A 12,097-nucleotide genomic window follows, 5' to 3' on the forward strand; every position below is an offset into this window, starting at 1 on the left:
TTCGGGTGTGTTACCGAAGCGCATGGCATCTTCCGTATATAAGAAGGTGGGGATCGCCTCCCTGATCATGACGGCGTCGATTTTCGCCAGCCGGCTCATCGGCGTGTTCCGTGAAATGGCCATAGCCTATACCGGCGGCGCCAGCGGCTCCGTGGACGCCTATCAGGTGGCCTTCATCATTCCGGAAATTCTGAACCACGTGGTGGCCAGCGGTTTTCTTTCAGTGACGTTTATCCCGATTTTCTCCCATTACCTGGCCGCGGGGGAGGAAGATCGCGGCTGGGAGCTTTTTTCCGTCATTATGACCGTTTTCGGCGGCATTCTGGTGCTGCTGACCGCTCTGGCTTTTGTGCTGACACCGCACCTGGTCAGGCTGCTGGCGCCCGGTCTGACCGATCCGGGCCGTTTTCACTCTGCCGTGCGCATGACCCGCATCATCATGCCGGCTCAAATTTTTTTCTTTGCCGGCGGTCTTTTCATGGCCGTGCAGTTTGCCAAAGAGCGGTTCGCCGTCCCCGCCCTGGCGCCGCTGATCTACAACCTCGGCATTATCGCCGGCGGCCTGCTGGGAGGACGGTGGCTGGGAATGGAAGGGTTCGCCTGGGGTGTGCTGGCCGGGGCCTTTATCGGCAACTGCGCCCTGCAATACGTCGGCGCCCGCCGGATCGGTATGCGGTTCCGTTTTCTTCTCCGTTGGCGCCATCCGGATTTGAAACGATACATTCTCCTGACCATCCCCCTGATGCTCGGCCTGACCATGACATTTGTCACTGAAATATTCCTGAAGTATTTCGGGTCCCATCTCCCCCCCGGGTCCATCGCCGCACTCAATTACGCCCTGCGGATCATGTATATCGTCGTGGCTCTTTTCGGCCAGGCCGTGGGCGTTGCCTCCTATCCTTTTCTGACGCGCCTGGCCGCCGAAGGCAAGGTGGGCGAACTGAACCGGCTGCTCAACAGCACCCTGCGCTATCTGGCCCTGGTCATTCCCCTTTCAGCGCTGTTCATGGCGCTGCGTCACGAGACGGTCCTGGTCTTGTTCCAGCGGGGCCGGTTTGATGCCGCCGCTACGGCGATCACCTCCCGCCTGCTGATTTTTCTCATGCTCGGCGCTTTTGCCTTCGCGGTGCAGACCGTCGTGGTCCGGGGTTTTTATGCCACCCAGAACACCCTTCTACCGGCGCTGTTTTCAACGGCCGCGGCAGTGATCAGTCTGCCAATCTATGTTTACGGCCTGCGGTACTTCGGCGCGGACGGCGTGGCGCTGGCGGTTTCTCTGTCGGCCATTCTGCAGGTGGTGATGTTGTTTAACCTGTGGAACCGGCGCAGCGGGAACGCCGGCAGCCGTTCGGTTTATCTGTTCTACCTTCGCGTCATCGGACTGTCCATTCCCCTGGGGCTGCTGCTGGAGCGGCTGAAAATATTTCTGCATACGGTCATTGATACAACGACCCTGACGGGCTGCCTGGTCACGGGCACCATCACCCTGGCCGTTTTTCTCAGCCTGCTCATCGCCGCCGCATACGCATTGCGGCTGGAGGAAGTGATCCGCCTGGGGAAAAAACTGGCCGCCCGGCTCGGATCCGGAAAAACGCACGGGCCATGAACACGCCCGCCAGCGGTTCCGTCCGGGATATCTTTTTGACACCGTCGCTTTTTGTTCAGTATATTTCTGGGGCACGATTTTAACGGATGTTTTTCCCAGGGAACACGATGGCAATACCCATTTTTCATATCCGGCGGTTTCATGCCGGCTGCCTTTTCGTCCTGCTGGCGCTTGGCTTCATTCCGGCGGCGGGGGAGTCTTTCGGGCCTTCTTTGCCGGTGGAGGATATCCCCGGGCAGACGCGGGAAGTCGCGGCTGAAACAGGGGCGACGTCGGAAACGGTCGGGGAGGAGGAAAATGTTCAAAACCCCCGGGACCCCGTCGGAGATGACTACGGGTCGAAGGCCGATGATTTTCACAAGATCGTTTCTGAAAGGCTTACGGCCAGCGCCAACTGGCTGGATTCGTTTTTCCGGGATGAGCGGACGGAAATCGAAGATAACGAAACCAGCCTGAGAGTCAGGCTGTCCTCCTTTCTGGAAGACGGAAAAGGGCTTGACGCCGACGCCAAGCTCCGCTTACGGCTGGTGCTTCCCGAACTGGAAGACCGGTTTCATCTCATGATCACCGGAGAGCGGGATGAAGAGGATGACTTCAGTGACGCCCCCGTCGTCATCAAGAAAGGGGAATTTGACCCGGAGGCCGACAGAAACGTGACCCTGTCTCTGCGCTATTTCATTAAGAAGGCCAGAAACAGGAATTTAAGCTTCAAAGTCGGCGCCCGGCTCAATGGATTCCCGGCGGTGTTCTACGCCGGCCCCCGGTTCAGGATTTCGAAAAAATTCAAGCCCTGGGTGGTCCGGTTCACCCAGGAGGTAAAATATTTCACCGATGACGGCTGGGAAACCACCAGCCGCTTTGACTTTGAAAAGCCCCTGTCTGACGCGCTTTTTTTCAGGACACGGACCGAGGGTTCCTGGTATGAAAACGAGGTCGGCTATTATTACGATGTGAATTTTATCCTGTATCAGGTGATCGACAAAGACCGGGCGCTGGAATATGCCTGGAACAACTACTTTGAAACCCGGCCCAGCGACCGACTGGATCAGATCCATCTGCATGTAACCTACCGGCAGCGGTTCTGGCGGCCGTGGCTTTTTTTTGAAATCGAGCCGCAGCTCGCTTTCCGTAAAGACCAGGAGTTCGTTCCTACGCCCGGCATCACCTTCGCGGTGGAAGCCTTTTTCGGGGAAAAAAAGTGATCATGCCGGCCGGGTATCGACGAGGTGATCAGGACGGCGTTTATTCGTGGCAGCCGTGCTCATGATGCGCGCAGATGATTCCCGAATCCTTCAGGCTGCCGGACAGCCACCTTTCCGCAACATTTTTCACGTCGCCCGCGCAACCCCTCAGGACTTCGATGCCGTGGCTGTTCAAGACATTCACCGCGCCCTGGCCCATGTTCCCGGCCAGCATCAGGGTGACGCCTTTTTCCGCGAGTACCTGGGCGATGTTTGATTTGCAGCCGCAGCCCGCGGGCGAGGCGATTTTTTCTTCCGCGATGATTTTTTTCCGGTCGTCAATGGTGAATACCGTAAAGTGCTCACAATGACCGAAGTGTTCGTCAATCTGGTTCTGACGGGATGGCAATGCGATTTTCATGGTTGTCTCCTTGTCCTTGCATCCGGTTCCTGCCGATGGTTTCGGTGCAATTATCAAAAAACTTCAGGCAAATGGTCTTCTGTGCCGGTGCGGTGTCTGTCAGCAAACAAAATGGTACCGGCGGCTCCGCCGGACGGTTACGGGAATATAGTCGGAAGGCCCCTGTCATTGCAACAGCAAAAAAGATCTTTTACGAAACGCCATCAGCCAGTGAGTACAGCGCCGGATCGGCGCCAAGCGGCAGCTTTAAGCGGTGACCTGTAAAATTGGTGATGACATTGCCGCTTCTGTGGCTTATAATTATTAAAGAATATTTCAGGCCGGCCAGAAAGGCTCCAGGCGGCGCGCCTTGAGCCCGTCTTGCTCCAAATTGGTTTTGTGCTGATGGAAAGGTTTTAATGGAAAACAGCTGGTACATCGTCGGTGTTGATCCGTCGCCATCCAAAGATACGGTACTGTGTCATGGCAAAGGTTTTTTTGACCGCCTGCCGCCTCAATCCCTCCGTTCCTGGTTTTATGAGTTGCTTGAGAGCTATGCAAACGTGCTGATCGCCTGGGGCTCTCCCCTGGGTTTTGGATCAGATAATTTTTATGACCGTACCATCGATCAGGCTGTCCGGTCATGGGTAGCGGCCCGGGTGGAGAAGGGCCGGATCGAAGAAAAAGCCGTCACGGCCGGACCGTTTGCCGACCTGCCGGGCTGGGCCCTTTCCTGCCATGCCCTGGGACATCCCTTTGGTACCGCTCCAGGAAACTTGAGACTCGTGGGACGCATACACAACGGCCATTGCTTAGTGGAAGTGAATCCGGCCGTTGCGCTGGCGGTATGGTGGCTGGACAAGAAGGTTGACCGTCCGTTGAAGCCATACCATAACAGCCAAGCCGAGGCAGCCATGATTGCCCGGGAGCTTGGCTTTCCCGAAGCGGCCGGAGCCGATGACGACCATCTTGATGCCTATGCGGCTTTCAAACTGGGCGAATTGTTCGTCCAGGGCGAGGCGCGCTGGGTGGGGTCCGCGGTTTTCGGCGGATATGTTCTGCCGGATTGTCTTGAGAGTGATGCAATAGAATCGGTCCTGCTGGCTGAAAAAGATAAATCTCTATGAAAAAGATCGGAGTGATTCTGGGCCTTGTTGCCCTCCTGGCCGCGGTTTTCTCCGGTTGGTGGGTTTTCAGCCGCCCGGAGCGCGGTACCACCGGTGAGGTCAGCACCCGCTTCCGGTGGCTCGGACCCAACGATAAGATCGTGGTTGATGCCTTTGACGACCCCAAAGTCCAGGGCGTCACCTGTCACATCTGCCGGGCGCAAACCGGCGGGATAAAAGGCGGAATGGGCGTGGCCGAAGATACCAGTGACGCCAGCATTGCCTGCCGCCAGGTCGGCCCCATCCGGATCATGGGCGAGTTGAAGGACGGCGAACAGGTCTTTGATGAACACCGCAGCCTCGTTTTCAAGAAGCTTCAGGTCGTGCGGTTCTTCGATCGGCAGCGCAACGTCCTGGTTTACGTGGCTTACAGCGACCGTATCATCGAGGGCAGCCCGAAGAACAGCATCAGCACCGTGCCGATAATGGCCTGGCCCGGGCCGTAAAGAGAATTGATGCCGGAAGTGCCATCAAACGAAAATGTGACTTTTATCTCCAAACATCTCCACCCGGTTAACTCATTTTCCGCTTATCCTGTCACGCTGCGCGAAGTCTTAACATTTTCAGGTCTTCAGGCTGAAAAGCATTTTCGGCGGTTACTCGGGAAACCGTAAAAGGTGTTTGGACGTTGGGTGTACTGCTGGGGGCGGCCATTTCAGCCAATAAAAAAGGGTTTAAGTTTTTCACTTAAACCCTTTATTTTATTGTGGTAGCGGGGGCAGGATTCGAACCTACGACCTCCGGGTTATGAGCCCGACGAGCTACCAGACTGCTCCACCCCGCATCAATGAACAGGGCTGAATAGTACCTATGCCAAAATAAAGTGTCAAGATGTTTTTAGCGGGCCGCCATTATTTATGATTTTCTTTTGATCGGAGGAGGGCCTTCTGTTTTGAGGGCGCCGTTAATACCCGGATAAAAGCGCCTTGATCCGCCGGAGGTGTTCGCTGCCCTCGCTGTCTTCCGCGAAACGGATGGCCACCACCTTATGGCGGCCGGATTGGCCGGATACAATTCCCAGGGAGGATTTGGGAACCTCAAAGGCTTTGGCCAGAAACTCCAGGCACATCCGGTTGGCCGCCCCTTCCACCGGCGGGGCCATCAGCTTTACCTTGAGGGCGTCGTCAACGGCACCCACGATCTTGTTTCGGGATGATCGGGGCACCACCAGCACCTTAAATTCCAGACTGGCGGCTGTTTCTTTGACCGGGATCATGGAAGGGCCAGGGATTCGGACAGTTTGGTTTTTAATGTCGCATAGTCGGTGACCACGGGAAACTCCGGAAACTCGGCCACGACATTTTTCGGCGGACGGAATAGAATACCGCAGTCCGCCTCTTTTAACATGCTGATGTCGTTATAGGAGTCGCCCATGGCCGTGACCCGGTAATTTAAGGTTTTCAGGGCCTGAACAGTCTTTTTCTTGCCGTCCTTCTGCCGCAGGGCGTATCCGGTCACCGCCCCGTTGTCCCCGATGATCAGCGCGTTGCAGAACAGGGCCGGCATTTTCAGCTTTTCCATGAGCGGCCCGGCGAACTGGGTAAACGTGTCGGACACGATGATGACCGGGGCCTGGCGCCGCAGCCAGTCCAGCAATTCAACAGCGCCGTCCAGGGGATCGATGGTGGCGATCACGTCGGTGATATCCCGGATGGTCAGGTGGTGTTCGGCCAGGATGGCCAGCCGCCGCTTCATCAGCACGTCATAATCGGATATATCGCGGGTGGTCAGTTTCAGCTCTTCGATGCCGGTTTTCAGAGCGACATTGATCCACACTTCCGGAACAAACACGCCTTCCAGGTCGCTGCAGACGATATTCATCATGGTCATTGTTTTTCCCCCTGGCGGTCAGTGACCGCCGGTATCTTCAATCCGGATCAGTACCGGTTGGTCAGTTACGATGTCGAGCTGGACGATTTCCGCCAGGGCCTGCTTCACGTCTTTCTCGCGGGCCAGATGGGACAGCATCACCAGCGGCACCTGCCCGCCGGTATCCTGGCCCTTCTGGTGAACCGACTGGATGCTGATGTGGTGGTTCCCGAGAATACCGGCGATTTTGGAAAGCACGCCGGGCCGGTCGGTGGCGGTAAACCGGAAATAATAGCGGGTCACCAGGTTGTCCATGGGCAGTACCGGCAGGGGCCGTATGGCCTCGGGCCGGTAGGACAGGGCGGGAACACGCTGTCGGATGCCGGCGGCAATGTTCCTGGCCAGATCGACGATGTCGGAAACCACCGCGCTGGCGGTGGGCATCATGCCGGCGCCCCGGCCGTACAGAATCATATCCCCCACGCAGTCGCCGGACACCTCAACCGCGTTCAGCGATCCGGCCACATCGGAGAGAAGGTTGCCCCGGGGAATCATGGTGGGGTGAATCCGCGCTTCCACGCCGTCGTCGGTCTGTTTGCTGATGGCCAGCAGTTTGATACGGTAGCCGAAGGCCTCGGCAAATTCGATATCCAGCGGCGTGATGGCCCTGATGCCCTCAACGTAGATGTCCTCCAGCCGGATGGTCATGCCGAAGCCGATGGTGTTTAAAATGGCCAGTTTGTGGGCGGTGTCCAGGCCGTCAATGTCCAGAGTGGGGTCGGCCTCGGCAAATCCCTTTTCCTGGGCTTCCTTCAGGGCGACCGCGAAGGGACAGTGCTCTTCCGTGATCTTGGTCAGGATGTAATTGCAGGTGCCGTTTAGAATCCCGCGGATGGAATCGATCCGGTCGGCCACCAGGGATTCCCGGATGGTCCGGATGATGGGCATGCATCCGCCCACGCTGGCTTCGTAGGCGATATCCACGCCTTTTTCCGCGGCCAGGGGGAAAATCCGGTCGCCGTGGGCCGACAGCAGTGCCTTGTTGGCGGTGACGATGTGCTTGCCGCTGTCGATGGCCCGCAGCATCAAGTCCCGGGCGATGGTGACGCCGCCGACCAGTTCCACGATGATATCGATGTCCGGATCGCCGATGACCGCTCCGGCATCGGCGGTCATGACGCCCGCCGGAATGGCCAGGCCCCGGTCGCGTTTTGTGTCAATGTCGGCGATGCGTTTCAGCCGGATCGCCAGTCCGGTCCGGGAGGAGATCAGCGGCTGCTTTTCCAGCAGGATTTTAGCCACGCCCGTGCCGACCGTGCCGCAGCCGATCAGGCCGACGGAGATCTCTTTCATAAACAGGTCCTATAATATTTTTTTAATTCCCCGCACCGCCTGGCTGATGCGCATTTCATTTTCAATCAGCGCGAAGCGGACATAGTCGTCACCGTACTCGCCGAACCCCAGGCCCGGGGAGACCGCCACCTGGGACTCATGGATCAGCATTTTGGAGAACTCTACCGATCCCAGGTGCCGGTACTTTTCAGGTATCCGGGCCCAGACGAACATGGTCGCCTTGGGTTTTTCGATGGGCCAGCCCACCCGGTTCAGCCCGTTGACCAGAGCGTCGCGCCGGGAACGGTAAATCTCGCAGATTTCATGAACGCAGTCCTGGGGCCCGTTTAAGGCGATGATGGAAGCGATCTGGATGGGCTGGAACATGCCGTAATCCAGATAACTCTTGATCCGCCGCAGGGCCGCGACGATGTGCCGGTTGCCGACGCAGAAGCCGACGCGCCAGCCGGGCATGTTGTAGCTCTTGGACAGGGAAAAAAACTCCACGCCCACGTCCTTGGCGCCTTCCACCTGGAGAAAGCTCGGCGCCACGTAACCGTCAAAGACCAGGTCGGCGTAGGCAAAGTCATGGATGATCATGACGTTGTATTTCCGGGCGTAGGCCACGATCTCCTTGAAGAAATCCAGCTCCACCACTTCCGTGGTGGGGTTGTGGGGATAGCTGATGACCAGCATCTTGGGTTTGGGCCAGCTCTGGCGGGTGCCGTCGATGAGGTTTTTCAGAAAATCCTCGCCCGGCCCCACCGGGATACCGCGGACGTTGCCGCCGGCAATGATGGTGGCGTAAGGATGAATGGGGTAGGTCGGGCTGGGGGTGAAGACCAGATCTCCCGGGCTGATGGTCACCAGGGTCAGGTGGGAGAACCCCTCCTTGACGCCGATGGTGGCGATGGCTTCTTCTTCGTAATCGATGGCCACGTCATAGCGGCGCTGGTACCAGTCGGCGATGGCCAGGCGGAGCTTGCGGATGCCCATGGAGGCGGAATAGCGGTGATTGTGAGGCTTCCGGGCCGCTTCGACCAGCTTGTCGATGACATGATCAGGGGCCGGCAGGTCGGGATTGCCCATGCCCAGATCGATGATATCCTTGCCCGCCCGGCGCTCTTCCATCTTGAGCTGGGTAACCGTCGCGAACACATAGGGCGGCAGACGGTCCAGCCTTCCAAACTTATTTTCCATCATAAGCGTTTCCAGTCAGCAAAATAGTAAATTTGAATTCAATACTACAGATACGCCGATGCTGTCAAAAAATATTTTGACTTTTCAGGCGGTCGGCGTTAATATCAACAGTCTTGTTACAAGGGATACGGAACAGTCGGATTATCTTACAGGAAACGGGAATGGCAGCTATCACTTACAAAGATTCAGGCGTTGACATCGACAAGGGCAACGCCTTTGTGAATCAGATCAAGAAACTCGCCAAAAAGACCAAGCGCCGGGGTGTCATCGGAGAGATCGGTGGTTTCGGCGGTCTGTTTTCTCTTGATATTTCCGCCATGAAAAACCCCGTGCTGGTCAGCTCCACCGACGGCGTCGGCACCAAGCTGAAAATCGCCTTCATGACCGGCAAACACGATACCGTCGGCATCGATCTGGTGGCCATGTGCGTGGACGACGTCGCGGTTCAGGGCGCCAGTCCATTGTTTTTCCTTGATTATCTGGCCATGGGCCAGCTGGACCTCCAGGTGGCGACGGATGTGGTCAAGGGTATTGCCGACGGCTGCCAGAAGGCCGGATGCGCCCTCATCGGCGGGGAAACGGCCGAGCTGCCCGATTTCTACCAGCCGAACGAATACGACCTGGCCGGTTTTACGGTCGGCGTAGTCGATAATGATCAGATTATCGACGGCTCCGAAATCCGTGTGGGCGACCGGATCATCGGTATCGCCTCCAGCGGCCTGCACAGCAACGGGTATTCCCTGGCAAGAAAAATCTGTTTTGACGTCATGAAGCTTAAGGTAAACAAGCATATCGACGAGTTCGGCCGGACCCTGGGTGAAGAACTGCTGGAACCCACCAAAATATACTGCGAAATGCTCAAGCAGCTGACCAAACTTTTTCCCGTTCACGGCATGGCCCACATCACCGGCGGCGGACTGGCGGAAAACTTGGTCCGCATTCTGCCCCAGACCTGCGCCGGGGTTATCGAGAAGGGTTCATGGACGGTGCCGCCCGTTTTCCCCTTCCTGCAGCAGGGCGGCAAGGTGGCTGATGAAGAGATGCAGCGGACGTTCAATAACGGCATCGGCATGGTGGTGGTAACCGCCAAGGACAAGTTCCAGGACGTTCTTGAGAGTATTAACGCCACGGGGGAAAAGGCCTTCCTTATCGGAGAGATCAAAACCCGGCAGAAAAACGCTCCCCAGGTCCAGTTAAAGTAAGCCCGCCATGACCGCTGCCAATAATGGTCCGGATTTTTTCCGGCGTCTTCGTGAGGCGTTGATCCGTCGGCTGGCGCGCATCGAGACCGCCTGGAAAAAAACGCCCGCCTGCGGCAGTTGAAGCACCGCCAGGCGTCCCCCGGTCCGGCGGAACAAATGATCAATGAACATATTAGGCATTGAAACTTCCTGCGATGAGACCGCCGCCGCCATCGTGGCGGACGGCCAAACCATCCTCTCCTCGATCGTTTCATCCCAGGTCCATATCCACCGGCCCTATGGCGGCGTTGTGCCCGAGCTGGCCTCCCGCAAGCATATCGAAAACATCGTGCCGGTTGTCCGACGGGCCATGGACGAAGCCGGCATTACCCCGGAGCGGATCGACGCCCTGGCCGCCACCCGGGGACCGGGACTGGTCGGCGCCCTGCTGGTGGGGTTCTCCTTTGCCAAGGCCTTTGCCTATGCCCTGAACCGTCCGCTGATCGGCGTCAACCACCTGGACGGTCACCTGGGCTCGGTTCTGATTTCAGAGAGCCCGCCGGATTTTCCCTTTGTGTCGCTGCTGGCGTCCGGCGGGCATACGGCGATTTATGAGGTGGTTTCGGCCACGGAGTCTCGACTGATGGGGCAGACCCGGGACGACGCGGCCGGCGAGGCCTTTGACAAGGTGGCCAAGGCCCTGGGCCTGGGCTATCCGGGCGGCGCTGTCATTGAGAAGGTCGCCGGCCGCGGAAATCCGGCCGCTGTTTCATTCACCCGGCCCTATCTGGACAAAAACGGATTTGACTTCAGCTTCAGCGGCATAAAAACGGCTGTCAGCCGCCAGATTCAACTGGCCGGGGACAGGCTGGAGGAAACCATTCCCGATATCGCCGCGGGATTCCAGGAAGCGGTGGCGGACGTGTTGTGCCACAAGCTGATCCATGCCGCCGAGGTCAAAGGCAGTCGCCACATCGCCCTGGTCGGCGGGGTGGCGGCCAATTCCCGGGTGCGGCAAAAGCTGGCGGAAGCGGCCTCGGCCCGGGGGCTGTCGCTGCATGTCCCGCCACTTGAGCTTTGCGGTGATAACGCCGCCATGATCGCGGTGGCCGGGTTTCACCGGCTGTCATCCGGCCTCGGGGCCGCCCTGGATACGGACGTCTTCTCCCGGGTCAGCGGTGCTTAAGGCTATCTCTAAAAATCAGAAATTTTGAGTTCCCTTTTGAGGTATTGCCGTTTCAATCGCAGAATCCGCTCCACTGAGTTCAGCGCCTCCCGCCGGCCCGATTCGCTTTCCTGAATGATATGCAGAAGGGTGTCGGCCGCGATTTCACGGCCGGGGCCCCGGTGGCAGACCAGGGCCAGATCGATCCCGGCCTCAACCACCCGCCGGATGACGGTTTCGATATCGTAATGCCGGGCCATGGCGCCCATGTCCAGATCATCGGTCATGACCAGGCCGTCAAATTTCATCTTTTCCCGCAGCAGCTTTCCGGCAATGGCCTCGGACATACCCGCCGGCCACTGCCGGTCCCAGTCGCTGTAAAGGACGTGGGACAGCATGATGCCGGCCACGCCGCAGTCAATGGCCGCCTGAAAGGGAACCAGATCGGTCGCGGTCATCTCCCCGGCGCTCGTTTCCAGCTCCAGGCAATCGATATGCGTGTCCGCGGTGGTCCGGCCCAGGCCGGGGAAATGCTTGGCCACGGCCATGACGCCGCCGGCCTGCAGGCGTTCGATCACCCGGCAGCCGAGGCGCGCCACGTTGTCCGGACTTCCCGGGAACGACCTGTTTTTCATGATGCTGTCGTCGCGCAGGGAGGCCACGTCCATGACCGGGGCCATGTCCATATTGACGCCGATGTGGGCCAGTTCCACCGCGGTCATCTCCCCGAAACGGGCGGCGCTCTTTTCATCGTGAATGGAGGGGTTGCCGGGAAACTGCGTGAACGGGGCCTTGAGCCGGGCCACGGCGCCCCCCTCCTGGTCGATGGCGACAAACAGGGGCGGCAGGCCGCAGGCGGCGGCGCAGGCCTGGGCCGCGGCGCACATCTCCCTGATTTCCTCCGGGCCTTCCAGGTTGCCGGAGAAAAGAATGATGCCGCCGACATTCAGGGTTTCGACCAGGTACCGGGCGTCGTCATTGAACCCGGGGCCTTCAAAACCGGCCATCAGGCGCTGACCGGCCAGCATCCGGTCTGAAAAATCCGAGATATTCATCC

General features: G+C 58.4%; 13 protein-coding genes and 1 tRNA gene. 6 read left to right on the forward strand and 8 right to left on the reverse strand.

Going from position 1 to position 12,097, the window contains the following annotated elements; genetic code table 11:
• Positions 1-22 precede the first annotated feature (22 nt).
• Together murJ and AB1724_00135 are read left to right on the forward strand one after the other, a co-directional pair.
• Entirely contained in the window at positions 23-1,606 is a 1,584-nt protein-coding gene (gene murJ / locus AB1724_00130; protein ID MEW6076202.1) for a murein biosynthesis integral membrane protein MurJ, read from the forward strand.
• 107 nt (positions 1,607-1,713) lie between these two features.
• A complete protein-coding gene (locus AB1724_00135) occupies positions 1,714-2,808 on the forward strand; it encodes a hypothetical protein (protein ID MEW6076203.1) in 1,095 nt (364 codons plus the stop codon).
• A 40-nt stretch (positions 2,809-2,848) separates the two neighbouring features.
• Here AB1724_00135 and AB1724_00140 read toward each other — a convergent pair whose 3' ends face one another.
• The gene (locus AB1724_00140; GenBank protein MEW6076204.1) at positions 2,849-3,208 is read right to left on the reverse strand and encodes a NifB/NifX family molybdenum-iron cluster-binding protein; all 360 of its coding nucleotides are present in this window, start codon (positions 3,206-3,208) and stop codon (positions 2,849-2,851) included.
• A gap of 190 nt (positions 3,209-3,398) precedes the next feature.
• Positions 3,399-3,626, reverse strand: coding sequence for a hypothetical protein (locus AB1724_00145; GenBank protein MEW6076205.1), 228 nt, complete (start codon positions 3,624-3,626; stop codon positions 3,399-3,401).
• Between AB1724_00145 and AB1724_00150 the strand changes: the two genes are divergently transcribed.
• A complete protein-coding gene (locus AB1724_00150; GenBank protein MEW6076206.1) occupies positions 3,607-4,314 on the forward strand; it encodes a hypothetical protein in 708 nt (235 codons plus the stop codon). The two genes, AB1724_00145 and AB1724_00150, sit on opposite strands and share 20 nt — an antisense overlap.
• Entirely contained in the window at positions 4,311-4,799 is a 489-nt protein-coding gene (locus AB1724_00155; GenBank protein ID MEW6076207.1) for a CreA family protein, read from the forward strand. Before AB1724_00150 ends, AB1724_00155 begins: the two co-directional genes overlap by 4 nt.
• Positions 4,800-5,060: 261 nt before the next feature.
• Here AB1724_00155 and AB1724_00160 read toward each other — a convergent pair.
• From AB1724_00160 to AB1724_00180, 5 genes are all read right to left on the reverse strand, one after another.
• A tRNA-Met gene (locus AB1724_00160) sits at positions 5,061-5,137 on the reverse strand.
• 120 nt (positions 5,138-5,257) lie between these two features.
• Positions 5,258-5,569 carry a DUF167 domain-containing protein gene (locus AB1724_00165; protein ID MEW6076208.1) on the reverse strand — a complete coding sequence of 104 codons (312 nt, stop codon included), beginning with the start codon at positions 5,567-5,569 and terminating at the stop codon, positions 5,258-5,260.
• Positions 5,566-6,174, reverse strand: a complete 609-nt coding sequence (thrH, locus tag AB1724_00170) for a bifunctional phosphoserine phosphatase/homoserine phosphotransferase ThrH (GenBank protein ID MEW6076209.1) — start codon at positions 6,172-6,174, stop codon at positions 5,566-5,568. The genes AB1724_00165 and thrH overlap by 4 nt, the downstream gene beginning before the upstream one ends.
• Before the next feature lie 27 nt (positions 6,175-6,201).
• On the reverse strand, positions 6,202-7,515 hold the full coding sequence (locus AB1724_00175; protein ID MEW6076210.1) for a homoserine dehydrogenase: 1,314 nt from the start codon (positions 7,513-7,515) through the stop codon (positions 6,202-6,204).
• Positions 7,516-7,524: 9 nt separating this feature from the next.
• Complete coding sequence (locus AB1724_00180) at positions 7,525-8,694, reverse strand: aminotransferase class I/II-fold pyridoxal phosphate-dependent enzyme (GenBank protein ID MEW6076211.1); 1,170 nt, start codon at positions 8,692-8,694, stop codon at positions 7,525-7,527.
• A gap of 161 nt (positions 8,695-8,855) precedes the next feature.
• Here AB1724_00180 and purM point away from each other — a divergent pair, with 161 nt between their 5' ends.
• Together purM and tsaD are read left to right on the forward strand one after the other, a co-directional pair.
• The gene (gene purM / locus AB1724_00185; protein MEW6076212.1) at positions 8,856-9,896 is read left to right on the forward strand and encodes a phosphoribosylformylglycinamidine cyclo-ligase; all 1,041 of its coding nucleotides are present in this window, start codon (positions 8,856-8,858) and stop codon (positions 9,894-9,896) included.
• Positions 9,897-10,059: 163 nt separating this feature from the next.
• Positions 10,060-11,061 carry a tRNA (adenosine(37)-N6)-threonylcarbamoyltransferase complex transferase subunit TsaD gene (tsaD, locus tag AB1724_00190; GenBank protein MEW6076213.1) on the forward strand — a complete coding sequence of 334 codons (1,002 nt, stop codon included), beginning with the start codon at positions 10,060-10,062 and terminating at the stop codon, positions 11,059-11,061.
• 8 nt (positions 11,062-11,069) lie between these two features.
• Here the strand turns inward: tsaD and AB1724_00195 are convergent, their stop codons facing one another.
• Complete coding sequence (locus AB1724_00195; protein MEW6076214.1) at positions 11,070-12,095, reverse strand: glycoside hydrolase family 3 N-terminal domain-containing protein; 1,026 nt, start codon at positions 12,093-12,095, stop codon at positions 11,070-11,072.
• Positions 12,096-12,097 lie beyond the last annotated feature (2 nt).

The sequence above is a fragment of the Thermodesulfobacteriota bacterium genome (assembly GCA_040753795.1).
Classification (GTDB): domain Bacteria; phylum Desulfobacterota; class Desulfobacteria; order Desulfobacterales; family Desulfosudaceae; genus JBFMDX01.

What these genes read in the sequence shown, in the direction of transcription:
- murJ (MEW6076202.1), top strand. Translation starts at nt 23, where the DNA reads ATGGCATCTTCCGTATATAAGAAGGTGGGGATCGCCTCCCTGATCATG.
- AB1724_00135 (MEW6076203.1), top strand. Translation starts at nt 1,714, where the DNA reads ATGGCAATACCCATTTTTCATATCCGGCGGTTTCATGCCGGCTGCCTT.
- AB1724_00140 (MEW6076204.1), bottom strand. Translation starts at nt 3,208, where the DNA reads ATGAAAATCGCATTGCCATCCCGTCAGAACCAGATTGACGAACACTTC.
- AB1724_00150 (MEW6076206.1), top strand. Translation starts at nt 3,607, where the DNA reads ATGGAAAACAGCTGGTACATCGTCGGTGTTGATCCGTCGCCATCCAAA.
- AB1724_00145 (MEW6076205.1), bottom strand. Translation starts at nt 3,626, where the DNA reads ATGTACCAGCTGTTTTCCATTAAAACCTTTCCATCAGCACAAAACCAA.
- AB1724_00155 (MEW6076207.1), top strand. Translation starts at nt 4,311, where the DNA reads ATGAAAAAGATCGGAGTGATTCTGGGCCTTGTTGCCCTCCTGGCCGCG.
- AB1724_00165 (MEW6076208.1), bottom strand. Translation starts at nt 5,569, where the DNA reads ATGATCCCGGTCAAAGAAACAGCCGCCAGTCTGGAATTTAAGGTGCTG.
- thrH (MEW6076209.1), bottom strand. Translation starts at nt 6,174, where the DNA reads ATGAATATCGTCTGCAGCGACCTGGAAGGCGTGTTTGTTCCGGAAGTG.
- AB1724_00175 (MEW6076210.1), bottom strand. Translation starts at nt 7,515, where the DNA reads ATGAAAGAGATCTCCGTCGGCCTGATCGGCTGCGGCACGGTCGGCACG.
- AB1724_00180 (MEW6076211.1), bottom strand. Translation starts at nt 8,694, where the DNA reads ATGGAAAATAAGTTTGGAAGGCTGGACCGTCTGCCGCCCTATGTGTTC.
- purM (MEW6076212.1), top strand. Translation starts at nt 8,856, where the DNA reads ATGGCAGCTATCACTTACAAAGATTCAGGCGTTGACATCGACAAGGGC.
- tsaD (MEW6076213.1), top strand. Translation starts at nt 10,060, where the DNA reads ATGAACATATTAGGCATTGAAACTTCCTGCGATGAGACCGCCGCCGCC.
- AB1724_00195 (MEW6076214.1), bottom strand. Translation starts at nt 12,095, where the DNA reads ATGAATATCTCGGATTTTTCAGACCGGATGCTGGCCGGTCAGCGCCTG.